Genomic DNA, 26,976 nt, shown 5'->3' on the forward strand with positions numbered 1-26,976 from the left:
AGTCAGCAGGCCGCCTTCGAACACCTGCGGCAGCAGGCGGCTGTCGCTGGCCTTGACCACGGGCAGCTCTGGCACGTGCGAGCCATAGCGCAGTTCGGTATTAGAAATCTTGGTTTTGGCCGTCAGCCCGATACGACCGAACTGGTCCGGAGTGCCGCCATCGTCTTGTACCGGGAGCAGGTCAGTGCCGGTGCGGCCGCCGCCGGAATCCAGTTTGACCCCAACCAGACCCAGGGCATCAAGGCCAAAGCCCACCGTGCCTTCGGTGTAGCCGGACTGGACGTCGAGCCAGAAACCTTGGCCCCACTCTTCACGCGTGTTCTGCTGGCTGCTGGTGCCTTCGCGGAAATCACGGTTGAGGTAGATATTGGTGGCGGTCAGGCTGGCTTTGCTGTCTGCCACAAACTCGGCGTGGGCAGCGGGAGCAAACAGCGCGGCGGCGATGGCCAGGCTAAGCAGGTGAGCAGGCGCGAGCACCCGATGAGATGCAGTCGGCATCTTGTGGTCTCCATTGTTATTTTTGTTACGGCTGGGCACCACTGCGTCAGTCGTTTTGGTCGGTGGATCGAGCCACCTTCGCCCGATGCTAGGGCGGCAAGCTTTCACCAGGCTTTCAACTTGAAAGAAAGTCGCCGGGACGTTCGTTGCGGCCTTGGCCCCGTTACACTGGGCACATAACAACAAGTTCGTGGAGTGCCATTACCGTGCGAGTCCTACTGGTCGAGGACCATCTGCCCCTGGCTGAAAGCGTGGCCCAAGCCCTGCGTGGCATCGGGCTTAATGTGGACATGCTGCATGACGGCGTGGCGGCCGATCTGGCCCTTGGTAGCGAGGATTACGCCCTGGCGATTCTCGATATCGGCCTGCCGCGCCTGGACGGGTTTCAAGTGCTGGCGCGTTTGCGCGAGCGCGGCAATACCCTGCCGGTACTGATGCTCACTGCCCGTGGTGAGGTGAAGGATCGCGTGCATGGTCTCAACCTCGGTGCCGATGATTACCTGGCCAAACCCTTTGAAGTGAGTGAGCTGGAAGCACGGGTCAAGGCGCTGCTACGCCGCACCGTGCTCGGTGGTGAACGTCAGCAGCGCTGTGGCAATCTGCTGTATGACCTGGATACCCGGCGCTTCACCCTCGCTGATAGCCTGCTGACTTTGACCTCCCGCGAACAGGCCGTGCTGGAAGCGATGATCGCCCGGCCCGGGCGGGTAATGAGCAAGGAACAGTTGGCTGCCCTGGTGTTTGGTCTGGATGAGGAAGCCAGCAGCGACGCCATCGAAATCTATGTGCATCGCCTGCGCAAGAAGCTTGAAGGCGGTGGGGTGCGCATCGTCACCTTCCGTGGCCTGGGCTATTTGTTGGAGGCAGTAGGTGACTGAGCGCAGCAAGCTTGCGCAGGTCGATCCAGGCAGCTTGCGCGGTCGGCTGATCCGCCGCTTGGCGCTGCTGTTGACGCTGATTCTGTTGGTCAGCGGCTTGAGTGCTTATTGGAGCGCGCGCCACGCCGCTGATACTGCCTATGACCGAACCTTGCTGGCCTCGGCGCGGGCAATTGCCGACGGTCTGTACACCAGCGCCGAGCGTCTGAATGCCAACGTGCCGTATGTAGCGCTGGATACCTTTGCCTATGACAGTGCCGGGCGCATCTACTACCAGGTGCTGGATGTGCAGGGCACTCTGGTGTCGGGCTATGAAGACTTGCCTGCGCCGCCGGCCCATATCAAGCGCACTGAGGATTATCCGGCGTTGGCGCGTTTCTACGATGCCGAGTTTCGTGAGCAGGGCGTGCGGGTGGTCAGCCTGCTGCAACCGGTCAGTGAGCCGGGCCTTAACGGTGTGGCGGAAATCCGCGTGGCGGAAACCCAGGGCGCGCGTGAGCGCATGGCTCGCGAGCTGTTGCTCGGCACCTTGCTGCGCATGGGCGTGTTGTCGCTGAGTGCATTGCTGTTGGTGTGGCTGGCGGTGAGCGCTGCGCTGCGTCCACTGGAGGCCTTGCGCCGCAGCGTGGCGGCACGTACCAGTGAGGACTTGCAGCCGCTGTCGGATCTTGGCATGCCACGCGAACTGCGCCCACTGATTGATGCGCTGAATCAGTTCAATGACCGGCTGCGCAGCCTGTTCGAGCGCCAGTCGCAATTTATCGCCGATGCCTCCCACGAACTGCGCACGCCCTTGGCAGCGCTCAAGGCGCGGGTCGAGTTGGGTTTGCGTGTGCAGGAGCCGTCGATCTGGCGCAGCACGCTGGAAGAGGCCGCGCTGAACACTGACAAACTGACCCATCTGGCCAACCAGCTGCTTTCGCTGGCGCGTATCGAAAGTGGTGCTCGGGCGATTGCCGAAGGCGGCGCGCAGCGTCTGGATCTCAGCCAGCTGGCGCGTGAACTGGGCATGGCGCTGGCGCCATTGGCCCATGCGCGGGGTATTGCGCTGGCGTTGGAGGCTGAGCAGGCGGTGTGGGTCAGTGGTGAACCGATGCTGCTCAACGAGCTGCTATGCAACCTGCTGGATAACGCCTTGGCGCACACCGCTGCCGGCGGCAATGTGATCCTGCGGGTATTGCCGGCTGGGGTGCTGGAGGTTGAAGACGACGGCCCGGGGATTCCGCCAGAAGAGCATGAACGGGTGTTTGCGCGTTTCTATCGGCGCAACAACAAGGGCTCTGGGGCGGGCTTGGGTTTGGCGATTGTCGGTGAGATCTGCCGGGCGCATCAGGCCGAGATCAGCCTGCATCAGGCCCAGCCGCACGGCTTGTTGGTTCGCGTTGAGTTTGCCAGTGCAGAAGTCTGAGTCAGGGGGCTAGGCTCAGTGGCTGCTGGATCTCCATAAGGTACTGGGTGATCTTGCCGCTTTCGCGCAGTTGCGCCAGGCCCTTGTTGAAGCGGGTGATTAGCTCAGCATTGCCGGGCACTTGCCGTGAGAGCAGCAGGTGCAGGCTGTCGCTGCGCAATGGCTTGGGGTGAAAACTCAGTTGCGCGCGCTCGGCGGCGCTGAAGTGCTGATGCAGCATATCGAAGCCGACCACCTTGTCCATCGGGAATAGGTCGACACGTCCGGCGATCAACTGGCGAAACGCGGTTTCATCACTGGTGACCCGGTTTAGCCGCAGTTGCCCGCTGGCTTCAGCCTGCTGAAAGGCTTCACCGTAGTCGTAGCCGCGGGTGCCGATCAGGCGCCGGCCTTGCAGGTCGCTCACCTGCTCCCAGTCAAAGCTGTAGCTCTTGCGGTGGAAGAGGTAGTAACCGCTTTCTACTACCGGGTCGCTGATAAAGAACTTTTCCTCACGCTCGTTGCTGTGCAGCCATACTGCGCTGCCGTCGCGTTTGCCGCGCTCGGCCAGTTGCAGTGAGCGTGCCCAAGGGTGGAACTCCCACACCACTTCAATCCCCTGCAGGGCAAAGGACTCGGCGACGATGCGCGAGGCGACGCCTTTGTGCGGCAGCTGTTCACCCAGATAAGGCGGCCATTCACCGTTGGTCAGCCGTACTTCTGGCGCAGCCGCCAAACTGGTGCAAAACAGGCTGAACAGGGCAGATAACAGCAGAACGCGCATGAACCGTATGCCGATTGCGGGAACAGCATTCAGTATAGTTACATTCGGCTGCATGCGCGTGAGGGGCTTTACTGGAGCATGCTCATTGCAGCTTCCATGGCGACGGAAAGGTCTTCGTCATCGTTGAGGTTCTGATTAGGGTCCAGGCCTAGTTTGCGGAAGGCTGGTATCTGGCTCCAGTCCAGTTGTGTGTAGGGGTGTTCACTGCCTAGATAGCTTTGCAGGGTGGCAACCTGAACGATGTCAACGTAATCAACCTTGGCGCTGTCGCGGGTGAAATCCAAGTATTGGTTAGGCACCATGGCAATCAGCTCCGGGAACTCCCAGGTGCGCAGGATTTTGTCACCGATAATCGGATGGATTTGCTCAATCACGTGGTTGAGGCTGATCGAGTCAGCCAGTAGTTCACTGTGATCTTCGGCGTAAGTGAGGATTGGTAGCACACCAATCTGGTGCACCAGGCCGGCCAGGGTTGCCTGGTCCGGTAGCAGGCGCGTGTAGTGTTTGCACAGCACGTGGCAGATACCGGCAATTTCGGTGCTTTTGTTCCACACTTCGCGCATTTTGCGGTCAACCACATCGCTGGTGGCCTGGAACATCTGCTCCATCGCCAAGCCTGTAGCCAGGTTGCAGGTGTAATTGATGCCGAGGCGACCGACGGCCATTTGCAGGTCGGTGATTTCCTTGTTGGTGCGCAACAGGGGGCTGTTCACCACTTTGATGATGCGCGCGGTGAGAGCGGCGTCGTTGCCGATTACCTTGCTCAGTTGGGGGATGCCGATGTCTGGATCTTCTGCCGCTTCGCGGACTTTCAAGGCGACTTCCGGGAGAGTCGGCAATACCAGTTCATCATTGTCGATGGCCTGGATCAGTTCCTTTTGCACTTTTTCGGCAAGCTTACTCATGGGCAATTCTCTGTGGACGTTCGGCTTAATGAGTGTAGTCAGTGGTGCGCGCTCATCAGCGCTGTATTTCGCGGTTGGAGTCCAGTGTATACGGCAAGTCGAGCACGTTGAGTGTGCTGCCATCGGCAGAACCCAAGTGGAGGCGGCCATCCTGTGCGGCATCGTCCTGCAATACTGCAAGCAGCTCTAGCGCATCTGCGCTACGTGCCGCCAGCACGACTTCGCCGACGCTGGAGTTGTGTACCGGAGAAAACAGTGGTGTGGCCGGTTCGGGGATCTGCGTGCCTGAGAGCGTCAGTCGGTAGAGGCGGCGTTTGAGCTTGCCCAGGTACTGCATGCGCGCAACGATTTCCTGGCCGGTGTAGCAGCCTTTCTTGAAGCTGACGCCGCCCAGGGCCTGCAGGTTGATCATCTGTGGAATAAACAGCTCGCGGGTGCTGCCCATGACCTGGCCAACGCCAGCTCGCACTTGCGCCAGCAACCAGTCATTGAGTGGTGCTTCACGCAGCTGCGCGGCCAGTTGAGCTTTTACGCTACTGGCCTGATGGCTGGGGATCCAGAGTTCGGCACGGCCATCGTTCAGGCGCAGAGCCAATAGTTCATCCTCGCGTGCGACACTGTCGGCGGTCTCTGCGAGCACCAGGCCGAGGTTACGCAACGCGTCATCGCCACCGCTCAGGCCGATTCTCAGCCAATCCTGACTTTCGTCGGTGAGCTTGGATTTGCTGAACACGGCGTATTTTTTCAGGTCAGCCAGTTGTGCTTCCAGGAGTTCGCTGGCCATGGCCAACAAATAACCGTCTGCAATACTGACGATGCGAAAGCTCGACTGCATGCGCCCCTTGGGTGTGCAGCGTGCGCCCAGGCTAGAGTGGCTGTCGCTGAGATAGTTGAGGTTGCAGGTGACTTGACCCTGCAGGAACTTGTTGGCATCTGGGCCGCGTACGGCGAGGATGCCTTCGTGGCTGAGGGTGCAATAGAACGCGGTATCGGCCATGGTGGATTGGGTATCGCTGGATAAAAGTTAGGGGGCTCATCATAGAGTGCGCCTCGCACCTTGTCAGCGCCTGCGCTTGACTCGTTGCAGGTGAATAACCCCATGGTTGACGAGTGCGGTCAACAGTTGGGCTTTTCCTCGTATACTGCGCGCCTTATTTATGGCCTGTCATCCAGCGCGGCCATCCCTCTGGCCGCCGCTGCGCGACGTTAAAAAATGGCGTTATGCCATTTTTCAAGGAGCTGATCCGTGGTTGATGAAGTAGAACTCAATCGTCTTTTCTGGCACAGCCGTCGTGGCATGCTGGAGCTGGATGTGCTGCTGGTGCCCTTTGTCCGTGAGGTCTATCCGCACCTCGATGAGGCGGATCGCGAGCGCTATCGCAAGCTGCTCGAGTGTGAGGATCAGGACATGTTTGGCTGGTTTATGCAGCGCGATGAGCCAGACGATGCCGACCTCAAACGCATGGTTCGGATGATTCTGGATCGTGTCCAGCCCAAGTGAGGCATTCGACTGTCAGTGGCAGCCGTCGCGCTGGTTGCTGGTCGCGTATGCCCTGATCCAGGGGTTAGCGCTGCTCAGTCTGGGGTTGGTGGATATGTCCATTTGGGCGCGGCTCCTCGGAATGGGCTTCTGTCTCGCCCATGCTGCTTGGGTGCTGCCACGACATTTGCTGCTCAGTGCGCCGCAGGCTTACCGGGCAATGCGTTGCACGGCCGATGGTTGGCAGGTGCACAGCGCGGCGCAGGGCTGGCAGGCTATCGAGCTGCACCCTGATAGTTTGGCTTTGCCGTTGGTGGTGCTGCTGCGCTTTCGCCTGGTCGGGCAGCGCCGCGTGCGTTCAGTGTGTATCGCTCGTGACAGTCTGAGCCGCGATCAGCACCGGCGTCTGCGGGTGCGTCTGAAATTCAGTCGCCATAGGTGGGCGGCAGCAGGATAGTGTCTTGGGCTTCGGCCAGTTGCTGTGGATAGTCCAGGGTGTAGTGCAGGCCGCGACTTTCGTGGCGTTGCATGGCTGAGCGAATCATCAATTCGGCGACCTGAGCCAGGTTGCGCAGCTCGATCAGGTCACGGCTGACCTTGTAGTTGCTGTAAAACTCGTCGATTTCATCGAGCAGCAGGCGTACGCGGTGCTCCGCCCGTTGCAGGCGTTTGTTGGTACGCACGATGCCGACGTAGTCCCACATAAAACGCCGCAGCTCATCCCAGTTGTGCGCAATGATCACATCCTCGTCCGAATCGGTCACCTGACTGGCGTCCCAGTCGGGAAGTGGCGCCGGGGCTTTCACTTGCTCGAGTTGGGCGACGATGTCGGAGGCTGCCGAGCGGGCATAGACGAAGCATTCGAGCAGCGAGTTGCTGGCCATGCGGTTGGCGCCATGCAGACCTGTGAAACTGGTTTCGCCGATGGCATACAGGCCTGGCACATCAGTCTGGCCGTTCTGGCCGACCAGCACGCCACCGCAGGTGTAATGCGCAGCAGGCACCACCGGGATCGGCTCTTGGGTGATGTCGATGCCGAAGTCGAGGCAGCGCTCGTACACGGTTGGGAAGTGCGACTTCACAAAGTCAGCCGGTTTGTGGCTGATATCCAGAAATACGCAGTCGATCCCCAGGCGTTTCATCTCATGGTCGATGGCGCGAGCAACAATATCGCGTGGGGCCAGTTCGGCCCGTTCGTCGAAGCGCGGCATAAAGCGTTCGCCATTGGGCAGCTTGAGCAGTGCGCCTTCACCGCGCAGCGCCTCGGTGATCAGAAAGCTTTTCGCTTGTGGATGGTACAGGCACGTGGGGTGGAACTGGTTGAACTCCAGGTTGCCGACCCGGCAGCCGGCGCGCCAGGCCATGGCGATACCGTCACCGCAGGCACCATCGGGATTGCTGGTGTAGAGATAAACCTTGGCGGCGCCACCGGTAGCAAGAATCACGAAACGCGCACTATAGGTGTCGACTTCGCCGCTGGCGCGGTTGAGCACGTAAGCGCCTAGGCAGCGCTGGCCGTCCAGGCCGAGCTTGCGTTCGGTGATCAGATCAACGGCGACGCGTTGCTCCAGCAATTCAATATTGCTGCGTTGCTTGGTCTGTTCCAGCAGGGTGTTGAATATCGCTGCGCCCGTTGCGTCGGCGGCATGGATGATGCGCCGGTGACTATGGCCACCTTCGCGGGTCAAGTGGAATTCGAAGCCGCCGTCTTCGCGGGCGTGTTCATTGTCGCGGGTAAAGGGCACGCCCTGATCGATCAGCCACTGGATGGCTTCGCGGCTGTGCTCCACGGTAAAGCGTACGGCGTCTTCACGGCACAGGCCGCCGCCAGCATTGAGCGTGTCGGCTACATGTGACTCGACGGTGTCGGTATCGTCAAGCACGGCCGCCACGCCGCCTTGCGCCCAGTAGGTCGAACCATTGGACAGGTTGCCTTTGCTCAATACGGCGATGCGCAAATGTCCTGGCAGTGTGAGTGCCAGTGTCAGGCCTGCAGCGCCGCTACCGATAACCAGAACGTCGTGTTGGTAATGTTGGCTCATGTCCGAATTCCGCGAAAAGCGGCCGCTAGTATATAGAGGGGGGGGGCGGCACAATAGCCGGCTTATGACCAAGTAGGTTGCTCGGGAACTTTTTTAGCATTCCGGGTTCCATAGGCGGTTGTTTTGACGGAATTTGCCGGTTAAGTGTTTTTCACGTAGGCCTGCGGTTTTGTTACCTGAAGGCGGGTCATTCAGACTATCAACGCAGTAAGGGAGCGCCTTTGCTGTGCTGTTCCGTGCGGGACTGAGCGTGTTCTGCAGGAAGCTTGTTTGAGGGAGAGAACTTTTGCGCAATGCCCAAGTCTACTTTGGCAGACCGATTCAGGGGTCGGCGTTGCGCTCCTTCGAACCTATTGAGGAGTTTTCATGCTAACCCAGGAAGAAGATCAGCAGCTGGTCGAGCGCGTGCAGCGTGGCGACAAGCGGGCGTTCGATCTGTTGGTGCTGAAGTACCAGCACAAGATTCTCGGGTTGATCGTGCGTTTTGTGCATGACACCCATGAGGCGCAGGATGTGGCGCAGGAAGCCTTCGTCAAGGCGTATCGAGCCTTGGGTAATTTTCGTGGCGACAGCGCGTTCTATACCTGGTTGTACCGGATCGCCATCAACACGGCGAAGAATCACCTGGTGTCGCGTGGTCGGCGCCCGCCAGACAGTGATGTAAGTGCTGAGGATGCCGAGTTCTATGATGGTGATCATGCCCTCAAGGATCTCGAGTCACCGGAGCGAGCGTTGTTGCGCGATGAGATCGAGGCCACCGTGCACCGCAGCATCGAGCAGTTGCCGGAAGATTTACGCACAGCCCTAACCTTGCGTGAATTTGATGGTCTGAGTTACGAAGACATTGCCAGCGTTATGCAGTGTCCGGTTGGTACCGTGCGTTCGCGGATTTTCCGGGCGCGTGAGGCCATTGATAAATCCCTGCAACCCTTGTTGCAGTAGCCTGAAGACAGCGGCGTCAGCCAAGAGAGGAACCGCCATGAGTCGTGAAACCCTGCAGGAATCGCTGTCCGCGGTAATGGATAACCAAGCGGATGAACTGGAGTTAAGGCGAGTGCTGGCGGCCAGTGATGACCCTGAGTTGCGTGCCACCTGGTCGCGTTACCAGCTTGCACGCGCCGTGATGCACAAAGAATTGCTTGAACCGCGTCTGGATATTGCTGCTGCTGTCTCGGCTGCTCTGGCTGACGAGCCATTACCTGCTGCAAGCCAGCCGCAGCGAGGTACCTGGCGTGCTGTCGGGCGTTTGGCGGTCGCGGCGTCGGTGACTGTTGCCGTGCTGGCCGGTGTGCGTTTGTACAATCAGGATGAACTCGGTGGCGCGCAATTGGCTCAGCAAGCTGCTCAGCCAGTGCTGAGTATTCCACAAGTGAATGGCCCGGCCATGCTGGCAGGGTTCAATACATCTGAAGAGTCGGCTGTCCCGGCTGACCGTGCAGTTGGCGAAGGTGAGCCAGGCTGGCATCAGGAGCGTCTGCCAGCCTACCTGCGTCAGCATGCGCAGCAGGCGGCAATGGGCGCTAACGAAGGTGCGCTGCCTTACGCACGTGCGGCTAGCCTAGAAAATCGTTAACTGCTTATGGCTTAGGGAGTCGCATGCGCTTTATTCCTTTAAGCGTTTTGCTGTTCGGCAGCTGTCTGATGTTGCCAGCATTTGCTGATGATGGTGCCGCTTTGCTGCGGCGTCTGGTGGATGCTGAGCGCATGCAAAGCTTCAGCGGCACGTTCGTTTATGAGCGTAACGGCAGTTTTTCGACGCACAGCATCTGGCATCAGGCGGGTGCTGATGGTGACCTGCGTGAACGTTTATTGCAGTTGGATGGTTCAGCTCAGGAAGTGGTGCGCATCGACGGTCGCGTGCAGTGTGCCAGTGGGGCGCTGGCTGACCAGATGATTGACAGTCAGTTGTGGCCAACGCGTGAGCTGGATGCGCTCCAGCTGAGCAAGTATTACGAATTACGTGTTTTGGGCAATTCGCGCGTAGCAGGTCGTACTGCCCGCGTGCTGGCTTTGTTGCCTCGTGACCAGCATCGGTATGGCATTGAGCTGCACCTTGATGAGCAAACCGGTCTGTCGCTCAAGTCTCTGCTGGTCAATGACAAGGGGCAGTTGCTGGAGCGCTTTCAGTTCACCCACCTGCAAACAGCGTCGCCCACGGATCAGGACTTACAGCCAGGCAGCGGGTGCCGGCCGGTGCGCGTATTGCCTGTTCAGGCGGCGGTGGCCAGTGTCTGGCGTTCTGACTGGTTGCCGCCTGGCTTCAGTCTGAGTTCGGTGGTGCAGCGCCTTAGTCCTGCTTCGGATGAGCCGGTTGCTTGTCAGGTGTATGGTGATGGTTTGGCGCGATTTTCCGTATTCATGGAGCCTTTACGCGGAGCCGCCGTGGAGGATGTCCGTACCCAGTTGGGGCCTACTGTAGCGGTCTCGCGCCGATTGAAAACCGATGACGGCGACGTCATGGTCACCGTAGTCGGTGAAATTCCTATGGGAACTGCTGAGCGGATCGCGCTGTCCATGCGTTCGGCTACCGAGGTGGCCCAGTGATCGAGGAGCAGGGCCGGGTTGTGGCCGTTGAATCGGGTGCCGTTTGGGTCGAGACCCTGCGTAAGAGCACTTGCTCCAGTTGCTCCGTCAAGGCCGGTTGCGGCCAGGGTTTGCTTGATCAGCTGGGGGCGAGCAGTCGCCGTGGTTATGTTCGTGCACTGTCAGATCTGCAGTTGAATATTGGTGATGCGGTGATTATCGGCGTGCGCGAAGATCTGTTGGTGCGCGGTTCTTTTCTTGTATATCTGCTGCCGTTATTGGGCTTGTTTGCTGCGGCTGTTCTGGCTGAACGGGTTGGTTTGAGTGAGCCCTGGGTCGTACTCAGTGCTTTATCTGGCTTTTTGTTTGCCTGCTGTGCTGTGCGCTGGCGCAGTCGTTTCACGGCCGGTGACCCGGCGTTGCAACCGGTGGTGTTGCGTGCATTGCTTGGCGGTGCAGCGGCAGCGTTTTGAGACTTTTGCTGGTCTGATGGGGAGATGTATGTCGAAGCTTGGTCTGAAATCTTCATTTACCGCGTTATTTGCTGTGCTGCTGATGGTGCAGTCACTGTTGGCTGAGGCGAGCCTGCCGGATTTTACTGAGCTGGTTGAGCAGGCGTCGCCTGCGGTCGTCAACATCAGTACCCGGCAGAAAATGCCTGATCGTGCAGTGGCTGGCAGTGGTCAGCTCAATGGGCCCGACCTGGAAGGTCTGCCGCCGATGTTTCGTGAGTTCTTCGAGCGCAATATTCCGCAAATGCCGCGCGAGCCAGGTGGTAATCGTCAGCGTGAAGCTCAGTCGCTAGGCTCCGGCTTTATCATTTCTGCTGATGGCTATGTGCTGACCAATAATCATGTGATCGCTGATGCTGATGAAATCATCGTGCGTCTGTCAGATCGCAGTGAGCTGGAGGCCACGCTGGTGGGCACTGATCCGCGCAGTGATGTGGCGTTGCTTAAGGTTGAAGGGCAGGGCTTGCCAACCGTTAAGCTGGGTAAGTCGGAAAGCCTCAAGGTGGGTGAATGGGTATTGGCCATCGGTTCGCCGTTTGGCTTCGATCATTCGGTGACCGCCGGTATTGTCAGTGCCAAGGGCCGCAGTTTGCCGAACGAGAGTTACGTGCCGTTTATCCAGACGGACGTGGCGATCAATCCGGGTAACTCCGGCGGTCCACTCTTCAACCTGGCGGGTGAAGTGGTTGGTATCAATTCGCAGATTTTCACCCGTTCTGGCGGTTTCATGGGGCTGTCTTTTGCCATTCCCATGAGCGTGGCTATGGATGTGGCCGATCAGCTCAAGGCTGAGGGTAAGGTCAGCCGTGGCTGGCTGGGTGTGGTGATTCAGGAAGTTAACAAGGACCTGGCTGAGTCGTTCGGGCTGGACAAGCCAGCCGGTGCGCTGGTTGCGCAGGTACTGGACGGTGGGCCCGCCGCTAAGGGTGGTCTGCAGGTGGGTGACGTCATCCTCAGTCTGGATGGCAAGCCGATCATCATGTCTGCTGACCTGCCGCATTTGGTTGGTGCACTGAAACCGGGTGCTACCGCTGAGATGGACGTGGTGCGTGATGGTTCACGCAAGAAACTGAAATTGAGTATTGGTGCACTGCCGGAAGAAGGTGATGCATTGGCAGGCGCTGCAAGCTCTGGAGTTGAACGCAGTAGCAATCGTCTGGGGGTCAAGGTGGTTGAGTTGACCGCTGAGCAGAAGAAAGCGCTGGACCTGAAAGGTGGTGTGGCGATTTCCGAGGTGCAGGAAGGGCCTGCGGCTTTGATGGGCCTGCGTCCCGGTGATGTGATCACTCATTTGAACAATCAGGCGATCAATTCGGCCAAGACCTTTACTGAGGTGGCGCAGGCGCTGCCGAAGAATCGCTCAGTGTCGATGCGGGTATTGCGTCAGGGTCGAGCCAGTTTCATCACCTTCAAACTGGCTGAATGACGCGAACAGTGACAAATAAGGGCGACTTCGGTCGCCCTTTTACATGGTGCCTGGCCGTGCTCTGGGTGACGTGTCCGTTGGCTTTCGGGTACACTTCGCGGCTATTTTCGGCGGGCAATCGCCTGCGCCCTTTTTGAGTGTTGATCCGTGAGTGATTTGAGTCATATCCGCAATTTCTCCATCATCGCCCACATTGACCATGGCAAGTCGACCTTGGCCGACCGGTTTATTCAAATGTGTGGCGGCTTGGCCGACCGTGAAATGGAGGCCCAGGTGCTGGACTCCATGGATCTGGAGCGCGAACGCGGAATCACCATCAAGGCGCATAGCGTTACTCTGTATTACAAAGCCCGTGATGGTATTACTTACCAGCTGAATTTCATCGATACCCCAGGTCACGTTGACTTCACTTATGAGGTCAGCCGTTCGCTGGCGGCCTGTGAAGGGGCGTTGCTGGTGGTCGATGCGGGGCAGGGCGTGGAAGCGCAGTCTGTTGCCAACTGCTACACCGCCATTGAGCAAGGCCTTGAAGTGATGCCGGTGTTGAACAAGATCGATCTGCCCCAGGCAGAGCCTGATCGCGTCAAGGAAGAGATCGAAAAAATCATCGGTATCGATGCCACGGATGCGGTGACGTGCAGCGCCAAGACGGGGCTGGGAGTCGACGAGGTGCTTGAGCGGCTGGTAAAGACCATTCCTGCGCCGACTGGTGAGATCGAAGCGCCGTTGCAAGCGCTGATTATTGATTCCTGGTTCGATAACTATTTGGGCGTCGTGTCGCTTGTGCGTGTGCGTCAAGGTCGTATCAAGAAAGGCGACAAGGTGCTGGTGAAATCCACCGGCAAGACGCATCTGGTGGACAGCGTAGGGGTTTTCAATCCCAAACACACCGCCACTGCTGATCTGAAAGCCGGCGAAGTAGGTTTTATCATTGCCAGCATCAAGGATATTCACGGTGCGCCTGTGGGCGACACCCTGACCCTGGCAGCCACCCCAGATGTGGAAGTGCTGCCGGGTTTCAAACGCATCCAGCCGCAGGTTTATGCCGGTCTTTTCCCGGTCAGCTCAGATGATTTCGAGGATTTTCGTGATGCGTTGCAAAAGCTCACGCTAAACGATTCATCGCTGCAATATTCACCAGAAAGCTCGGATGCGCTCGGTTTCGGCTTCCGCTGCGGCTTCCTGGGCATGTTGCACATGGAAATTATCCAGGAGCGTCTGGAGCGCGAATACAACCTGGATCTGATCACCACGGCGCCAAGCGTTATCTTCGAAGTTGCACTGAAAAACGGCGAGACAATCTACGTCGATAACCCGTCCAAACTTCCGGATGTTTCGTCCGTCGAGGATTTCCGCGAGCCGATCGTCCAGGCCACCATCCTGGTGCCGCAGGAACACCTGGGTAACGTGATTACCTTGTGTATCGAGAAGCGTGGTGTACAGCGCGATATGCAGTTCCTCGGCTCTCAGGTTCAGGTTCGCTATGATCTGCCGATGAACGAAGTGGTGCTCGACTTCTTCGACCGTCTGAAGTCCACCAGCCGTGGCTATGCCTCGCTGGATTACCATTTTGATCGCTACCAGTCGGCCAATCTGGTCAAGCTGGATGTGTTGATCAACGGTGACAAGGTCGATGCCCTGGCGTTGATCGTGCACAAGGACAACGCCCATTACAAAGGGCGGCAGTTGACCGAGAAGATGAAAGAACTGATCCCCCGGCAGATGTTCGATGTGGCCATTCAGGCCGCTATCGGTGGGCAAATTGTGGCGCGTACGACTGTCAAAGCGCTGCGTAAAAACGTATTGGCCAAGTGCTACGGCGGTGACGTCAGCCGTAAACGCAAACTGTTGGAAAAGCAGAAGGCCGGTAAAAAACGGATGAAGCAGGTGGGTAACGTGGAAATTCCACAGGAAGCCTTCCTTGCTGTACTGAGGCTGGATAGCTAAGGCTTATGTCGATCAATTTCCCGCTGTTGCTGGTTATCGCCGTCGCCGTATGTGGTGTGCTGGCTTTATTTGACCTGATCTTCCTGGCACCGCGCCGGCGGGCAGCTGTTGCCACCTATCACGAGCAGGTGGATGAGCCTGATGAGAAAGTGCTCGAACAGCTGAACAAAGAACCCTTGCTGGTGGAATACGGCAAGTCATTCTTCCCCGTGTTGGCCATCGTGTTGGTGCTGCGTTCGTTTCTGGTTGAGCCGTTTCAGATTCCATCGGGGTCAATGAAACCGACCCTGGAAGTGGGTGATTTCATTCTGGTCAACAAGTTTGCCTATGGTATTCGCCTGCCGGTGCTGGACACCAAGGTGATTGAAGTGGGTGATCCGCAGCGTGGCGATGTGATGGTGTTTCGCTACCCCAGCGACCCAAACATCAACTACATCAAGCGTGTGGTTGGCTTGGCGGGTGACCGGATTGCCTACAGCAGTGACAAAAGACTGACCATCAACGGTGAGCTTGTGGCCCAGCAACTGATTGGCGATGAGCCCGGCAGCTTGGGCAGTGCAGTGCTGTACCACGAGAAGCTTGGCGAAACCGAGCACCAGATCCGTAAAGAAATGCAGCGTTACCGGGTTGAACCGGGGCGTGAGTGGGTGGTGCCGCAAGGTTACTACTTCATGATGGGCGACAATCGCGATAACTCCAACGACAGCCGTTACTGGAATGATCCGTCGATTCCCAAGCCATTGCTGGGCATGGTTCCAGACCAGAACATTGTCGGTAAGGCATTCGCCATCTGGATGAGCTGGCCGGATCCCAAATCACGTAACCTGCCAAACTTCTCCCGCGTGGGTCTGATTCACTGACCTGCTGACGAATGTGCGACGCTGTTCAATACAGCGTCGCAGGCTATATATAGTCTTGCCTTCTGCCTCAATGGCTTCTTGATAACTCAAATTTGGGGACAAATATGAAATCTGCGCATTCGCAAAAAGGGATGTCGATTTTAAGTTGGTTGATGGTGCTGGCGCTGATTGCTTTTTTTGCCAGTGCGGCATTTAAGGTATTGCCGCATTACTTTGACTATATGTCACTGGAGAAACTCATCACTTCCGTTGAAACCGACAAAGCCGCCAATATCCGCAGCATCAATGAATTCTATAGCCATGTGGGCAAGGGTATGCAGGTCAACAATATTCGTGACCTGAACCTTCAAGAGGCATTGAAAGTGAAGCTGGAAAACAATGAGTTTCGCGCTCATCTGAAATATGAAAAGCGCGAGCCGCTGATTGAAAATATTGATCTTGTCGTACGCTTCGACAAAGAATTTCGTGTGCGCATGCCGTGAGCGCCTCGTTAGCCCGTCTTGAGCGTCAGCTCGGTTATACCTTCAAGGATCAGGAGCTGATGATCCTGGCGCTGACGCATCGTAGCTTTGCCGGACGCAACAATGAGCGTCTGGAGTTTCTCGGTGATGCCATCCTCAACTTCGTCGCCGGCGAAGCGCTGTTCGAGCGCTTCCCCCAAGCACGTGAAGGTCAGTTGTCACGTTTGCGTGCACGTCTGGTAAAAGGGGAAACCCTGGCCGTGCTGGCCCGTGGCTTTGACCTGGGCGAGTACTTACGCCTGGGTTCGGGTGAGCTGAAAAGCGGCGGTTTCCGCCGTGAGTCGATCCTGGCCGATGCGCTGGAAGCGCTGATTGGCGCGATCTATCTCGATGCTGGTATGGAGGCTGCCCGCGAGCGCGTGTTGGCCTGGCTGACCACCGAGCTGGACAGCCTGACCTTGGTCGACACCAATAAAGACCCGAAAACCCGCCTGCAGGAGTTTCTGCAATCGCGTGGCTGCGAACTGCCACGTTATGAAGTGGTGGATATCCAGGGTGAGCCGCACTGCCGCACCTTTGTGGTGGAGTGCCACGTCACCTTACTGAATGAAAAAACCTTGGGCCAAGGTGCCAGCCGGCGTATTGCCGAGCAGGTCGCCGCGGCGGCTGCGCTGATCGCCCTGGGTGTGGAGAATGGCAATGACTGATTCACCTGTTACACGCTGTGGCTATGTCGCCATCGTTGGCCGGCCTAACGTGGGCAAGTCGACGCTGCTTAACCACATTCTCGGCCAGAAGCTGGCGATTACTTCGCGTAAGCCGCAAACCACGCGACACAATATGCTTGGCATCAAAACCGAAGGTGAGGTCCAGGCGATCTATGTTGACACCCCCGGTCTGCACAAGAACAACGAGAAAGCACTCAACCGCTACATGAACAAGAACGCCTCGTCGGCGCTGAAAGATGTCGACGTGGTGATCTTCGTGGTCGATCGCACCCGCTGGACTGATGAAGACCAGATGGTGCTTGAGCGCATTCAATATGTTGAAGGCCCGGTGATTCTGGCGATTAACAAGACGGATCGTCTGGAGGACAAGGCCGAGCTGATGCCGCATCTGGAGTGGCTGGCCCAGCAACTGCCGAAGGCCGAGATCGTGCCAGTTTCCGCCCAGCAGGGGCATAACCTCGATACCCTTGAAAAGCTGGTAGGCGAACGCTTGCCTGAAGGTGTGCACTTCTTTCCGGAAGATCAGGTCACCGACCGCTCCAGCCGTTTCTTCGCCGCTGAACTGGTGCGCGAGAAGATCATGCGTCAGCTCGGTGCCGAGTTGCCGTACCAGATCACTGTGGAAATCGAAGAGTTCAAGCGCGACGGGCGTATCCTGCATATCCACGCGTTGATTCTGGTCGAGCGTGACGGGCAGAAGAAGATCATCATTGGCGACAAGGGCGAACGGATCAAACGTATCGGCCAGGAAGCACGCAAGGACATGGAGGTGATGTTCGACTCCAAGGTCATGCTCAACCTCTGGGTCAAGGTCAAAGGTGGCTGGTCCGATGATGAGCGCGCCCTGCGTTCATTGGGCTACGACGATATCTGATCCGTCTGCGGGCGCGCCTTGCGCCCGCCATTTCGAGTAAGCCTTCATGCTTGCCCTCAGCCAGCCCGCGTATGTTCTGCACAGCCGTGCCTACCGTGAAAGCAGCGCGTTGGTGGACTTTCTCACGCCTCAAGGCCGGCTGCGTGCGGTATTGCGTGGAGCGCGGGGTAAAGCGGGTAGTCTGGCGCGGCCGTTTATTCCATTGGAAGGCGAGTTTCGTGGGCGTGGCGAGTTGAAAAATGTCAGCCGCCTTGAGCCGGCCGGCATTCCCAATTTGTTGATGGGTGAGGCGCTGTTCAGCGGTTTGTACCTCAACGAGTTGTTGATTCGCCTGCTTCCTGCCGAAGATCCTCATCCAGCGATTTTTCAGCACTACGCCATGACCGTCCTGGCGCTAGCCGAAGGGCGCGCGCTGGAACCCTTGCTGCGCTCATTTGAATGGCGTCTGCTGGACGAGCTGGGCTATGGTTTCGCCTTGGACCTGGACAGCGAAGATCAGCCCATCGCTGCGACCGGCCTGTATCGTTTGCATACCGAGACCGGTTTGGTGCCGGTCGGGCACGTGCAGCCCGGCGTGTTTCAGGGCGCGGAATTACTCGCCATGGCCGAGGCCGACTGGACCGCGCCGGGCGCCCTGGCTGCCGCCAAGCGTCTGATGCGTCAGGCCTTGGCACCTCATTTAGGCGGCCGACCGCTGGTCAGCCGCGAACTGTTTATGACGCTCAAGGAGCCAAGCCGTGACTGATGCCAATCGTATTCTGCTGGGTGTGAACATCGACCATGTTGCCACCCTGCGCCAGGCCCGTGGCACGCGTTACCCGGACCCGGTAAAAGCCGCGCTGGATGCAGAAGAGGCCGGTGCCGATGGCATTACCGTGCACTTGCGTGAAGACCGCCGACACATTCAGGAGCGTGATGTGCGTTTGCTGAAAGAGGTCATGCAAACGCGTATGAATTTCGAGATGGGTGTGACCGAGGAGATGCTCGCTTTTGCCGAAAGCATTCGCCCGGAGCATGTCTGCCTGGTGCCGGAAACCCGTCAGGAACTGACCACCGAAGGCGGTCTGGATGTGGCCGGGCAGGAGGCCCGCATTCGTGCGGCAGTTGAACGCCTGAGCAAGATTGGCTGTGAAGTCTCGCTGTTTATTGATCCGGACCCGCAGCAGATCGAGGCATCCAAGCGCGTCGGCGCCCCGGCGATTGAACTGCACACAGGTCGCTATGCTGATGCGCATACCCCGGAAGAAGCCGTACGCGAACTGGCGCGGATTCGTGACGGTGTAGCCTGTGGCCTGCAGTACGGCCTAATTGTTAATGCTGGCCACGGCCTGCACTATCACAACGTTGAACCGGTGGCGGCCATTGCTGGGATCAACGAGCTGAACATCGGTCACGCCCTGGTGGCCCACGCGCTGTTTGTTGGCTTTAAGCAGGCGGTAGTGGAGATGAAACAGTTGATCGTCGCGGCGGCTAATCGCGGTTGAGGATAGGGTGGACATGCCGCAGGCTTGTCCGCCATCTGCGCTGGACAAGCTGGCGTCTGTCGACCCTGCGTGAGCGTTGATCAGTCCGGGTTATGGTTTGCGTGCGATCAGTACCGCGCGGCTCGGCGCCGGCAGCCCTTCGACGGTGCGGCTATGGTCGGCCGGGTCGAGAAATTCCGGCAGCGACTGGAAGCGCATCCACTCGGTCGAGCGCTGCTCTTCCACGCTGGTGGTGCTGACATCTACGCAGCGCACATCGACGAAGCCGGCGCGGCGCAGCCACAGCTCCAAGGCGGGCACCGAAGGCAGGAACCAGACATTGCGCATCTGCGCGTAGCGGTCCTCGGGCACCAGCACTTGCTGCGCATCGCCTTCTACCACCAGGGTTTCCAGCACCAGTTCGCCGTCTTTAACCAGGCAGTCCTTGAGGTCGATCAAGTGATCGATGGGTGAGCGGCGGTGGTACAGCACACCCATGGAAAACACCGTGTCGAAGCCTTGTAGTTTGCTCGGTAGTTCCTCGAACGCTAGCGGCAGGTGCCAGGCGGGCAGGTCGGGCAGGTAGTTCTTCATTGCCAGGAATTGGCAGAGGAACAGCCAGTTGGGGTCGATGCCAATCACGCTCTCCGCGCCCGCGCCGAGCATGCGCCACATGTAGTAGCCGTTGCCGCAGCCGACATCCAGTACGCGCTTGCCCTTGAGGTCGAGGTAGGGCGCGACCCGTTGCCATTTCCAGTCGGAGCGCCATTCGGTGTCGACATGCACACCAAACAGGTGAAACGGCCCTTTGCGCCAGGGGATCAGGCCCTGAAGAGCCGTGGTTAATGCTGCGCGTGTAGCGTCGTCACAGGTTCCGTTGAAACGGAAGCTGTTTAGCAGTTCCAGTTGTTCGACATTCAGAGCCGGCAAGCTCTGCACCGCGCCGTACCAGCGCGGCAGGTCGCCATGGCCGACGGCCAGTTTGGCGTCGATCTGTCCGGGTAGGTCGGCTGACCAGTCTTGCAGTGGGGTGCCGGCAAGGGTGGCTTGCAGGGCGTCGAGGTCGAGACGGCTGATCATGGCAGGGCAATCATCGAGGCGAAATTAAGGCACTGGAACCACGGCACCACCTGGCTAAAACCGGCGGCGAGCAAGCGTTCGCGGTGCTGTTCCAGGCTGTCGGGGAGCATGACTTTCTCGATGGCGCTGCGTTTTTGAGCGATTTCCAGCTCGCTGTAGCCGTTGGCCCGCTTGAAGGCGATATGCAGATCGCCCAGCAGCGCGTGCTGCTCGGCATCTTCGAATTGCAGTTTTTCCGAGAGGATCAGGGCGCCGTCCGGCAGCAGGGCCTGGCGAATCCGCGTGAGCAATTCGAGGCGTTGCTCAGGCTGGATAAATTGCAGGGTGAAGTTCAGTGCCACCAGCGAAGTGGGCTGAAAGTTGAGGCTGAGAATGTCGGCCCCAATCACCTCGACGGGCAGCAGCTCCTGAAACATCGAGTCCTGGGCGTGCAGGTATTCGCGGCAGCGCTCGACCATGGCGCTGGAGTTGTCCACGGCGATCACCCGGCAATCGGCAATTTGCACATGTCGGCGCAGCGCCTGTGTCACCGCGCCCAGCGAGCTGCCGAGGTCATACAGCACGCTGTGCGGCTGGGCGAACTGGCCAGCGAGCACGCCGATATTCTCGACAATGGTCGGGTAACCCGGCACCGAGCGTTTGATCATGTCGGGGAAGACCCGCACCACATCCTCGTTGAACACGAAGTCCGGCACCTGGGCCAGGGGTTGGGCGAAAAGACGGTCGGGCTGTTTGCTCACGATGGCTGCGCACTGGTCAATAAAGCCGGGCATTTTAGCCAAGTGTGCGGCATAGCCAAACCTTGATTGCCGTTATTGGTCGCAAATCTGTGTGGCGAAGGCTCAGCGGGCCTGTTTGAAGGCTGACGCCGCGATAGCCCATTGCCCCCCAGCCAGTAGCTGAGCATGATCGCCAGTGGCGCAGCCTCGAAGGGGGCGACAAAGCGGTTGATGCCGATCAGGCTGTCGGACAGCACGAACAGTGCGGCACCGGCGGCGGCCAGACGCGTGGAGTCTGTGTTCAGGTCGGGCTGACCAAGGCGGGCGAGGGCGCGCCAGAGCATGGCACTGATGGCCAGGGCGTAACAGGCTACGGGGATCAGCAGCGGGCCCAGGTTGGCACTGGCGAGGATGGCAAACATCGCCCCGCCCGTGCTCAGGGCCAGCAGCAGGGCCAACCAGGCCGGTTGCGTGCAGTCGCTCAGGTAGGCGCGTAGGTAGGCCAGGTGCGCCAGCAGGAAGGCGCCTAGGCCGAAGACGAACAGATCCACCGGCCAGTCGAGCAGTATGTCGCCTGCCAGTGAGGCGAGCAGGCCGAGGCTGATCCAGCGTCGATACAGGCTGCTCGGTGCCGTTCTCAGCCACAGCAGCAGGGCGATGACCGGGATGCCCTTGCTGAGCAGGCCCAGCTCACTCAGGCCGTCGAGCCGTGCATAGAGAAACACGGCAGCGCCCAGCAAACCCGGCAGCAGATAACGCATGAGCTTTTCCTGGAGGTTCGTAAGGTCAGCACTATGGCGTGTTGCCAATAAACTGACCACGCCGTGGGTGCCAGTTAGAGCAGCATTTCGCGCCAGCGGCAGGCTGGTGAAAAACCACCTACGTTGCCATTACCGTGTTGAAAACAGACTCGCGCGTGAGTTCGATCAAAATGCTCATTTACAGCTCGTAAATTCGCGTGCGAGCGCAATCTATTTTCCGCCTGTTTCGCCTTGCGCAGGCGGCCTCGCCTAGGTTTCAACGGCCTGCTAGCGCGCCTTGATCGTGCAGTTGAAGCGCTGTGCGGGCACAACGCCGACTTCCCAGGGGCGCTCGTAGGTCAGGACCAATTGGCCTTCGCCAGCCTGCGCGACCTCGAAGCGCCAGGTGGAAATACCGGCGCTGCCGACCAGGCCGGCATCTTCCGGATTGCTGTAGACCTCAGGGCCGAGGCTTTTCAACACCTGTGGCGCGGAGTCGCGCAGCAGCCAGCGGAAACCGGTGGTGGGGTTGCTCGGCAGGCGCAAGTTAAATTGCTGGCCGACATGCAACGACAGTGGGCATTTACTTTGCTGCTTCTGCTCCAAGGTGACGCTACTGGGCGTTTGTGCACAGGCAGCGAGCAATGCAAGGCTGAGTAGCAGTGCCGTGCGGATGACAGGCATGGCGAACTCCTGAAGCAGATTGGTGGATCGCCAGCATAGCGGTTCCGCCCGTGATGAGTAAATTTGGTGCAGGGTGGTGCGAGGTTTCACCTTGTTCCATTTGTCGTTCAGGATGCAGTTTTACTTATCAAAAGAGTAAAGTTGCACCTCTGTACATAAAGGTTGCACTTCCAATGCTCAACGCGCGCTTGATGCGCCTCGATGATCAAGCCCATGAACATACCCACGATCATCATCAGTTGGTGCTGTCACTGGCTGGGCGTGCTGAATTCGAAGTGAACGGGCGCGGTGGTGAAGTTTGTCGCATGCGCGCCTGCCTGGTGCCGGGCGACGCCGACCATCAGTTTGCCGGGATCGGTGATAACCGGATGTTGATCATCGATCTGGATGAGCAGGGTACGTCCAGCGAAGACTTGCAGCTGTTGAATGGCCTGTTCGAGACACCGCGTTATCCGCAGTTGGATGCTGATTTTCAGAACCTGTTGAGCTATGCCGGCGCCGAACTTGAGCGCTACGGCTCAGACCCGCTGTTGGCGCGGGCACTCGGTGGCGTGCTGTTGCGTGCCTTGCATCTGCGATTGTTTGGCGAGCCTCATTCACGTGCGTTGGGGGCGCTCAATCTGGAGCGGCTCGACAATTACATTGTCGATAATCTGGCGCGGCGTATCAGTGTTGCCGAATTGGCCCAGGTTGCCTGCCTGAGCCCCAGCCACTTCCATGCGCAATTCAAAGACAGCGTCGGCCTGACGCCTCACCAATATCTGCTGAAAACCCGACTTGATCGTGCGGCTCGCCTGCTGCGTGAGAGTGGTTTGCCGCTGATCCGGATTGCCGAAGAATGTGGTTTTTCCAGCCAGAGCGCGTTGACTACGGCAATGCGGCGCTACCTTGGCTTGACGCCCAAACGTCTGCGCGGCGCTGACTGAGCCTGTCCTGGGCGGCCGCCTTTGCCGCCTTTCGGCCGTGCTCGCCTCGCTGCTGGCGGCTACGCTAGTTGGCACACTGAAAGAACTGTGCGCGGGTCAGGGTGTCGTTTCATTTTCTCCTGTCGTTGTGTGCGAGTAGTCCGGATGAGTTCGGCCTCAAGGTGCGTCTGTTTGGCGACCTGATCTATGACCAGCTGCCACAGGTTTCATGGGGCATTCAGCACAAACGGCAGAAGGATTTTCTGATTCCCGGTTTGGTAGGTGCGCAACATAGCGAAGATACCGAAGGGTATCTCACTGCCAGCCGGCTGATCCTTGGCGGCGCTTTTGGCTACAACCTGCTGCTGAACGCTGGTATTCGTTACAGCCGGGCCAACGAGTTGGGCCTGCTGGGTTTTGGTGGTGATCGCCGTGATCGTCACTCGGTACTCAAGGAAGGCGCTGTCGCCGTACTGCTCAACCCGCGCTGGGTGCTGGGGGTGGAGTACCGCGAGAAGCCAGACAACTTAAGCTTTGCCGGCGAAAGTGACTGGGCTGATCTGTTTATCGGTTACTTCCCCAACAAGAGCCTGGCCGTGGTGCTGGCCTATGCGCGCCTGGGGGAGATCGCCACGCTGGATAATCAGGACGGGGTTTATCTGTCCGTTCAGGGGAGTTTCTAAGCATGCGCAGTCTGCTGCTGGTTGTTGTTCTGAGCCTGGCGGCCTGTGCCCAGCAGGCGCCTAAAGACGACAGCCTGTACCGTGACCTGGGTGAGCAGGCCGGAATTACCCGTATCGTCGAAGGCATGCTGCTGAATATTGCCGCTGACCCGCGCATCGTCCGGCATTTCGAGAATATCGACATCGTGCGCCTGCGCGACAAGCTGGTGGAACAGATCTGCGTCGAAGCCGGCGGCCCGTGCACCTACACCGGCGACAGCATGGAAGAAAGCCACAAGGGCCAGAACCTCACCCCCAGCGACTTCAACGCCCTGGTGGAAAACCTGCAGGATGCAATGAGCGCCCAGGACGTGCCCATGCCTGCGCAGAACCGCTTACTGGCCCGGCTTGCGCCCATGCGGGCGCAGGTGATTGATCGTTAGGGGGCTAGCGCAGGGTCTGGGCAATCGCCAGGATTTCGTCTTGGTGCGTGATCACCAGGCTCAGCTCGCCGTTTTCGCCAATATGGTCCTGGGGCGGCAGTAACTTTTGATAGGCCGCCAGTTGCGTCAGCGGCGGCAGTTCTGCGCTGGGGTTGTGTTGCTTGGTCGCGTGATACCGCGCCAGGTTAACCAGATCCAGCAACTGCAAACTTTTTCCTGAACTGTGTTGCCAGTCTCCGGCATGGCGAATCACTTCAATATAGTGCTCATCCACTGACCATTTTTTCAGCACGATCACCCCAAGCGATGTGCCGTATTCGCGGCATAGCTTGTCGTACAGCTGGCTGGAAGGAACCTGCTGGTTGTTCTTGAAGGCTGACAGAATGAGCAGATTGCCCACTTCACTGAGCAGGCTGGCCAGTAATGCATGTTCAGCCGTGACGTGGCCGAGCAGGCGGGCGAGCATGGCGCAAATGCTGGCTTTGCTCACCAGGCGCTCCCAGGTTTCAACGAACAGCCGTTTATGTGCGGCGCTGTGCAGAGTAAACAGGCTCTTAATGCTGTGCACCATGGTGATCCGGTCCACTTCTGCCAAGCCGAGCAAGGTGATCACGTCACGCAGGTTTTTGGGCGCGATGGCCTGTCGGAATAGCGCGCTGCTGGCGTGCTTCATCAGCAGCGCGCTGAGTGCCGGATCGCGGCCGATCAGGGCAGCCAGTTGGTTGATTGTAAGTTTGGGGTTGCTCAGGGCACGGCGGATATCCAGGGTAATAGTTGGCAGGCTGGGTAATTGCTCTTCACCCAGCATCAACTGTGAAACGGCACGTCGATAGATTGAATAATCAGATGCATCGCTCAGCAAAACACACCTCCAGGCTGGCATGCACATAGTCTAGGGCGGCCTGTTGCGACCGTCATGCCGAATGATGGAAGGCGCATTATCTGGCCGTGAGGATGAAAGAGGCGTTCAGGGGAAGTTCCCTCGGCTGGAGGATTGTGCAAAAACTCCAGAGTTTTTTGTAAGAAGCTGTCATGCCTCTGCCACTAAATTCCCTGCGCGACACAACTGTTGTGCAGGATTCTGCCAGCGGGCCGTTTCAGCGCACTGGTGCGATTGGGCTAGATCTGCCCCTGTTGCGTGTAAGCCTGCGTGTATCAGCCCTGTGGGCGTGTCTGTAAGTGGTCCGGCTGCGTCTGTTTTAAACAGCTGCCTGATCAGTGCTGAAAAGGATTTTACGGGCGACTGTCATATGGCATGCGCCCGTTGTTGTATTGGGGCTTTAGTGGCCTCGACAGAGGCAGATAGTTGCACTGCGGTGAGCACTGCATGGGATTTGCAGCTGCCTGTTACCCGTTAATGCAGCGGTTTGTCACTACAGATACCCGTTAGTGCGGGTGTGGATTGCCACGTGGGCAACGGGACTAACCTGTTGCCGAAATAACAACAATCAAGAGGGGAGCTCCCCAATGACTGCAAATACTCCGATGCTCGTCACCTTTGTGGTGTACATCGCACTCATGGTGCTGATTGGCCTGTTCGCGTACATGCGCACCAAGAACCTTTCCGATTACATCCTGGGCGGTCGCAGCCTGGGCAGTTTCGTCACCGCCCTGTCGGCGGGTGCATCGGACATGAGCGGCTGGTTGCTGATGGGCTTGCCGGGCGCGGTATACCTGTCCGGTCTATCCGAAGGCTGGATCGCCATCGGCCTGATTGTCGGTGCTTACCTGAACTGGTTGTTCGTGGCTGGCCGTCTGCGTGTGCAGACCGAGCACAACGGCAATGCCCTGACCCTGCCGGATTACTTCACCCACCGCTTCGAAGACAGCAGCCGCGTGCTGCGCATCTTCTCCGCCCTGGTGATTTTGGTGTTCTTCACCATCTACTGCGCCTCGGGCGTTGTGGCCGGTGCCCGTCTGTTTGAAAGCACCTTCGGCATGTCCTACGAGACGGCGCTGTGGGCCGGTGCGGCCGCAACCATCGCCTACACCTTTATTGGTGGCTTCCTGGCGGTGAGCTGGACTGACACCGTGCAGGCCACGCTGATGATCTTCGCCCTGATCCTCACCCCGGTTGTTGTGATGATTGCCACTGGCGGTGTCGATCCAACCTTCGCCGCGATCGAGCTGAACGATGCCACCAACTTCGACATGCTCAAAGGTGCAACCTTTGTTGGCGTGATCTCGCTGCTGGCCTGGGGCCTGGGCTACTTCGGTCAGCCGCACATCCTGGCGCGCTTCATGGCGGCCGATTCGGTGAAATCGATCCCGGCAGCCCGTCGCATCTCCATGACCTGGATGATCCTGTGCCTGGGCGGTGCAGTGGCCGTGGGTTTCTTTGGTATCGCGTACTTCTCCGCCAACCCGGACCTCGCTGGCCCGGTAACCGAGAACCCGGAGCGCGTATTTATCGAGCTGGCCAAACTGCTGTTCAACCCGTGGATTGCCGGCATCCTGCTGTCTGCCATTCTGGCTGCCGTGATGAGCACCCTGAGTTGCCAGTTGCTGGTGTGCTCCAGCGCCCTGACAGAAGACTTCTACAAGGCCTTCCTGCGTAAAGATGCTTCGCAGACCGAACTGGTCTGGGTCGGCCGCGCCATGGTGCTGCTGATCGCGGTTATCGCCATCATGCTGGCCGCCAATCCGGAAAATCGCGTACTGGGCCTGGTGTCCTACGCCTGGGCCGGCTTTGGCGCTGCCTTCGGTCCGGTGGTGATCCTGTCCCTGGTTTGGAAACAGATGACGCGCAACGGCGCGCTGGCCGGCATGCTGGTCGGTGCCCTGACGGTGATTTTGTGGAAAAACTTCCTCGGCCATCTGGGCCTGTACGAAATCATCCCAGGCTTTATCTTTGCCACCGTGGCCATTCTGGTGTTCAGCAAGGTCGGCAACGGTCCGTCCGCCAGCATGATCAAGCGGTTTGACGAAGCCGAGAAGGAATACCAGTCGGCCTGAGTGCCACTGATAAACGGCAA

General features: G+C 58.6%; 28 protein-coding genes and 2 pseudogenes. 20 read left to right on the forward strand and 10 right to left on the reverse strand.

The window, feature by feature from the left end; all coding sequences use genetic code 11:
• A partial coding sequence (locus tag DBR00_RS21170) for an OprD family outer membrane porin (protein WP_256583054.1) occupies window positions 1-498 on the reverse strand: 498 nt, incomplete at its 3' end.
• Window positions 499-704: 206 nt separating this feature from the next.
• Here DBR00_RS21170 and DBR00_RS16425 point away from each other — a divergent pair.
• On the forward strand, window positions 705-1,376 hold the full coding sequence (locus DBR00_RS16425) for a response regulator (RefSeq protein ID WP_108489244.1): 672 nt from the start codon (window positions 705-707) through the stop codon (window positions 1,374-1,376).
• Window positions 1,369-2,784 (forward strand): sensor histidine kinase, encoded by a 1,416-nt coding sequence (locus DBR00_RS16430; RefSeq protein WP_108489243.1) that lies wholly within the window; start codon window positions 1,369-1,371, stop codon window positions 2,782-2,784. Before DBR00_RS16425 ends, DBR00_RS16430 begins: the two co-directional genes overlap by 8 nt.
• 1 nt (window position 2,785) lies before the next feature.
• Here the strand turns inward: DBR00_RS16430 and DBR00_RS16435 are convergent, their stop codons facing one another.
• From DBR00_RS16435 to DBR00_RS16445, 3 genes are all read right to left on the reverse strand, one after another.
• Window positions 2,786-3,547, reverse strand: coding sequence for an ABC transporter substrate-binding protein (locus tag DBR00_RS16435; RefSeq protein ID WP_108489242.1), 762 nt, complete (start codon window positions 3,545-3,547; stop codon window positions 2,786-2,788).
• A 68-nt stretch (window positions 3,548-3,615) separates the two neighbouring features.
• The gene (locus DBR00_RS16440) at window positions 3,616-4,452 is read right to left on the reverse strand and encodes an HDOD domain-containing protein (RefSeq protein ID WP_108489241.1); all 837 of its coding nucleotides are present in this window, start codon (window positions 4,450-4,452) and stop codon (window positions 3,616-3,618) included.
• A gap of 55 nt (window positions 4,453-4,507) precedes the next feature.
• A complete protein-coding gene (locus DBR00_RS16445) occupies window positions 4,508-5,449 on the reverse strand; it encodes a folate-binding protein YgfZ (RefSeq protein ID WP_108489240.1) in 942 nt (313 codons plus the stop codon).
• 249 nt (window positions 5,450-5,698) lie between these two features.
• Between DBR00_RS16445 and DBR00_RS16450 the strand changes: the two genes are divergently transcribed.
• On the forward strand, window positions 5,699-5,953 hold the full coding sequence (locus tag DBR00_RS16450) for a succinate dehydrogenase assembly factor 2 (protein WP_108489239.1): 255 nt from the start codon (window positions 5,699-5,701) through the stop codon (window positions 5,951-5,953).
• On the forward strand, window positions 5,937-6,389 hold the full coding sequence (locus DBR00_RS16455; RefSeq protein ID WP_108489238.1) for a protein YgfX: 453 nt from the start codon (window positions 5,937-5,939) through the stop codon (window positions 6,387-6,389). Before DBR00_RS16450 ends, DBR00_RS16455 begins: the two co-directional genes overlap by 17 nt.
• On the opposite strand, the gene nadB is transcribed toward DBR00_RS16455, so the two are convergent.
• Window positions 6,358-7,974 carry an L-aspartate oxidase gene (gene nadB / locus DBR00_RS16460; RefSeq protein WP_108489237.1) on the reverse strand — a complete coding sequence of 539 codons (1,617 nt, stop codon included), beginning with the start codon at window positions 7,972-7,974 and terminating at the stop codon, window positions 6,358-6,360. The genes DBR00_RS16455 and nadB overlap by 32 nt on opposite strands.
• A 366-nt stretch (window positions 7,975-8,340) precedes the next feature.
• Here nadB and rpoE point away from each other — a divergent pair, with 366 nt between their 5' ends.
• The 12 genes from rpoE (at window position 8,341) to pdxJ (ending at window position 18,789) form a co-directional block, all read left to right on the forward strand.
• On the forward strand, window positions 8,341-8,916 hold the full coding sequence (gene rpoE / locus DBR00_RS16465; RefSeq protein ID WP_108489236.1) for an RNA polymerase sigma factor RpoE: 576 nt from the start codon (window positions 8,341-8,343) through the stop codon (window positions 8,914-8,916).
• A gap of 37 nt (window positions 8,917-8,953) precedes the next feature.
• The gene (locus tag DBR00_RS16470; RefSeq protein WP_108489235.1) at window positions 8,954-9,547 is read left to right on the forward strand and encodes a sigma-E factor negative regulatory protein; all 594 of its coding nucleotides are present in this window, start codon (window positions 8,954-8,956) and stop codon (window positions 9,545-9,547) included.
• Between the two features lie 23 nt (window positions 9,548-9,570).
• A complete protein-coding gene (locus DBR00_RS16475) occupies window positions 9,571-10,518 on the forward strand; it encodes a MucB/RseB C-terminal domain-containing protein (protein WP_108489234.1) in 948 nt (315 codons plus the stop codon).
• Window positions 10,515-10,970: a SoxR reducing system RseC family protein gene (locus tag DBR00_RS16480; RefSeq protein WP_108489233.1), complete on the forward strand. Its 456-nt coding sequence runs from the start codon at window positions 10,515-10,517 to the stop codon at window positions 10,968-10,970. The genes DBR00_RS16475 and DBR00_RS16480 overlap by 4 nt, the downstream gene beginning before the upstream one ends.
• Before the next feature lie 82 nt (window positions 10,971-11,052).
• Complete coding sequence (locus tag DBR00_RS16485) at window positions 11,053-12,435, forward strand: DegQ family serine endoprotease (protein ID WP_371920677.1); 1,383 nt, start codon at window positions 11,053-11,055, stop codon at window positions 12,433-12,435.
• Between the two features lie 147 nt (window positions 12,436-12,582).
• Window positions 12,583-14,382, forward strand: a complete 1,800-nt coding sequence (gene lepA, locus DBR00_RS16490) for a translation elongation factor 4 (RefSeq protein WP_108489231.1) — start codon at window positions 12,583-12,585, stop codon at window positions 14,380-14,382.
• A gap of 5 nt (window positions 14,383-14,387) precedes the next feature.
• Entirely contained in the window at window positions 14,388-15,242 is an 855-nt protein-coding gene (gene lepB / locus DBR00_RS16495; protein ID WP_108489230.1) for a signal peptidase I, read from the forward strand.
• A gap of 104 nt (window positions 15,243-15,346) precedes the next feature.
• Entirely contained in the window at window positions 15,347-15,724 is a 378-nt protein-coding gene (locus DBR00_RS16500; protein ID WP_108489229.1) for a DUF4845 domain-containing protein, read from the forward strand.
• Window positions 15,721-16,410, forward strand: a complete 690-nt coding sequence (rnc, locus tag DBR00_RS16505; RefSeq protein ID WP_108489228.1) for a ribonuclease III — start codon at window positions 15,721-15,723, stop codon at window positions 16,408-16,410. The genes DBR00_RS16500 and rnc overlap by 4 nt, the downstream gene beginning before the upstream one ends.
• Entirely contained in the window at window positions 16,403-17,305 is a 903-nt protein-coding gene (gene era, locus DBR00_RS16510; RefSeq protein WP_108489227.1) for a GTPase Era, read from the forward strand. Before rnc ends, era begins: the two co-directional genes overlap by 8 nt.
• A 46-nt stretch (window positions 17,306-17,351) precedes the next feature.
• Window positions 17,352-18,050: a DNA repair protein RecO gene (gene recO, locus DBR00_RS16515; RefSeq protein ID WP_108489226.1), complete on the forward strand. Its 699-nt coding sequence runs from the start codon at window positions 17,352-17,354 to the stop codon at window positions 18,048-18,050.
• Window positions 18,043-18,789 carry a pyridoxine 5'-phosphate synthase gene (gene pdxJ / locus DBR00_RS16520; RefSeq protein WP_108489225.1) on the forward strand — a complete coding sequence of 249 codons (747 nt, stop codon included), beginning with the start codon at window positions 18,043-18,045 and terminating at the stop codon, window positions 18,787-18,789. Before recO ends, pdxJ begins: the two co-directional genes overlap by 8 nt.
• A gap of 90 nt (window positions 18,790-18,879) precedes the next feature.
• On the opposite strand, the gene cmoB is transcribed toward pdxJ, so the two are convergent.
• The 4 genes and pseudogenes from cmoB to DBR00_RS16540 all read right to left on the reverse strand — a co-directional run bounded on the left by cmoB (window position 18,880) and on the right by DBR00_RS16540 (window position 21,991).
• Window positions 18,880-19,848, reverse strand: a complete 969-nt coding sequence (gene cmoB, locus DBR00_RS16525) for a tRNA 5-methoxyuridine(34)/uridine 5-oxyacetic acid(34) synthase CmoB (protein ID WP_108489224.1) — start codon at window positions 19,846-19,848, stop codon at window positions 18,880-18,882.
• Window positions 19,845-20,621: a carboxy-S-adenosyl-L-methionine synthase CmoA gene (gene cmoA, locus DBR00_RS16530; protein ID WP_108489223.1), complete on the reverse strand. Its 777-nt coding sequence runs from the start codon at window positions 20,619-20,621 to the stop codon at window positions 19,845-19,847. The genes cmoB and cmoA overlap by 4 nt, the downstream gene beginning before the upstream one ends.
• Before the next feature lie 69 nt (window positions 20,622-20,690).
• Window positions 20,691-21,328 (reverse strand): annotated as a pseudogene (locus DBR00_RS16535) (lysoplasmalogenase).
• A 267-nt stretch (window positions 21,329-21,595) separates the two neighbouring features.
• Window positions 21,596-21,991 carry a protease inhibitor I42 family protein gene (locus tag DBR00_RS16540; RefSeq protein WP_108489222.1) on the reverse strand — a complete coding sequence of 132 codons (396 nt, stop codon included), beginning with the start codon at window positions 21,989-21,991 and terminating at the stop codon, window positions 21,596-21,598.
• 173 nt (window positions 21,992-22,164) lie between these two features.
• On the opposite strand from DBR00_RS16540, the gene DBR00_RS16545 reads away from it, so the two are divergent.
• The 3 genes and pseudogenes from DBR00_RS16545 (at window position 22,165) to DBR00_RS16555 (ending at window position 24,001) form a co-directional block, all read left to right on the forward strand.
• A complete protein-coding gene (locus DBR00_RS16545; RefSeq protein WP_108489221.1) occupies window positions 22,165-22,917 on the forward strand; it encodes an AraC family transcriptional regulator in 753 nt (250 codons plus the stop codon).
• 137 nt (window positions 22,918-23,054) lie between these two features.
• Window positions 23,055-23,579, forward strand: a pseudogene (locus DBR00_RS16550) (DUF3034 family protein); the annotation flags it as partial.
• A 2-nt stretch (window positions 23,580-23,581) separates the two neighbouring features.
• On the forward strand, window positions 23,582-24,001 hold the full coding sequence (locus DBR00_RS16555) for a group 1 truncated hemoglobin (RefSeq protein ID WP_108489220.1): 420 nt from the start codon (window positions 23,582-23,584) through the stop codon (window positions 23,999-24,001).
• A gap of 4 nt (window positions 24,002-24,005) precedes the next feature.
• On the opposite strand, the gene DBR00_RS16560 is transcribed toward DBR00_RS16555, so the two are convergent.
• Complete coding sequence (locus DBR00_RS16560; RefSeq protein ID WP_108538085.1) at window positions 24,006-24,863, reverse strand: HDOD domain-containing protein; 858 nt, start codon at window positions 24,861-24,863, stop codon at window positions 24,006-24,008.
• Between the two features lie 605 nt (window positions 24,864-25,468).
• Between DBR00_RS16560 and putP the strand changes: the two genes are divergently transcribed.
• Window positions 25,469-26,956 (forward strand): sodium/proline symporter PutP, encoded by a 1,488-nt coding sequence (gene putP / locus DBR00_RS16565; RefSeq protein WP_108490471.1) that lies wholly within the window; start codon window positions 25,469-25,471, stop codon window positions 26,954-26,956.
• The last annotated feature ends 20 nt before the right edge of the window (window positions 26,957-26,976 follow it).

Source organism: Pseudomonas sp. HMWF032, assembly GCF_003060885.1.
Taxonomy (GTDB): Bacteria; Pseudomonadota; Gammaproteobacteria; order Pseudomonadales; family Pseudomonadaceae; genus Aquipseudomonas.

What these genes read in the sequence shown, in the direction of transcription:
- recO (WP_108489226.1), top strand. Translation starts at nt 17,352, where the DNA reads ATGCTTGCCCTCAGCCAGCCCGCGTATGTTCTGCACAGCCGTGCCTAC.
- cmoB (WP_108489224.1), bottom strand. Translation starts at nt 19,848, where the DNA reads ATGATCAGCCGTCTCGACCTCGACGCCCTGCAAGCCACCCTTGCCGGC.
- rpoE (WP_108489236.1), top strand. Translation starts at nt 8,341, where the DNA reads ATGCTAACCCAGGAAGAAGATCAGCAGCTGGTCGAGCGCGTGCAGCGT.
- era (WP_108489227.1), top strand. Translation starts at nt 16,403, where the DNA reads ATGACTGATTCACCTGTTACACGCTGTGGCTATGTCGCCATCGTTGGC.
- cmoA (WP_108489223.1), bottom strand. Translation starts at nt 20,621, where the DNA reads ATGCCCGGCTTTATTGACCAGTGCGCAGCCATCGTGAGCAAACAGCCC.
- DBR00_RS16545 (WP_108489221.1), top strand. Translation starts at nt 22,165, where the DNA reads ATGCTCAACGCGCGCTTGATGCGCCTCGATGATCAAGCCCATGAACAT.
- DBR00_RS16475 (WP_108489234.1), top strand. Translation starts at nt 9,571, where the DNA reads ATGCGCTTTATTCCTTTAAGCGTTTTGCTGTTCGGCAGCTGTCTGATG.
- DBR00_RS16540 (WP_108489222.1), bottom strand. Translation starts at nt 21,991, where the DNA reads ATGCCTGTCATCCGCACGGCACTGCTACTCAGCCTTGCATTGCTCGCT.
- DBR00_RS16445 (WP_108489240.1), bottom strand. Translation starts at nt 5,449, where the DNA reads ATGGCCGATACCGCGTTCTATTGCACCCTCAGCCACGAAGGCATCCTC.
- DBR00_RS16555 (WP_108489220.1), top strand. Translation starts at nt 23,582, where the DNA reads ATGCGCAGTCTGCTGCTGGTTGTTGTTCTGAGCCTGGCGGCCTGTGCC.
- DBR00_RS16440 (WP_108489241.1), bottom strand. Translation starts at nt 4,452, where the DNA reads ATGAGTAAGCTTGCCGAAAAAGTGCAAAAGGAACTGATCCAGGCCATC.
- DBR00_RS16500 (WP_108489229.1), top strand. Translation starts at nt 15,347, where the DNA reads ATGAAATCTGCGCATTCGCAAAAAGGGATGTCGATTTTAAGTTGGTTG.
- DBR00_RS16470 (WP_108489235.1), top strand. Translation starts at nt 8,954, where the DNA reads ATGAGTCGTGAAACCCTGCAGGAATCGCTGTCCGCGGTAATGGATAAC.
- nadB (WP_108489237.1), bottom strand. Translation starts at nt 7,974, where the DNA reads ATGAGCCAACATTACCAACACGACGTTCTGGTTATCGGTAGCGGCGCT.
- DBR00_RS16435 (WP_108489242.1), bottom strand. Translation starts at nt 3,547, where the DNA reads ATGCGCGTTCTGCTGTTATCTGCCCTGTTCAGCCTGTTTTGCACCAGT.
- DBR00_RS16485 (WP_371920677.1), top strand. Translation starts at nt 11,053, where the DNA reads ATGGTGCAGTCACTGTTGGCTGAGGCGAGCCTGCCGGATTTTACTGAG.
- lepB (WP_108489230.1), top strand. Translation starts at nt 14,388, where the DNA reads ATGTCGATCAATTTCCCGCTGTTGCTGGTTATCGCCGTCGCCGTATGT.
- putP (WP_108490471.1), top strand. Translation starts at nt 25,469, where the DNA reads ATGACTGCAAATACTCCGATGCTCGTCACCTTTGTGGTGTACATCGCA.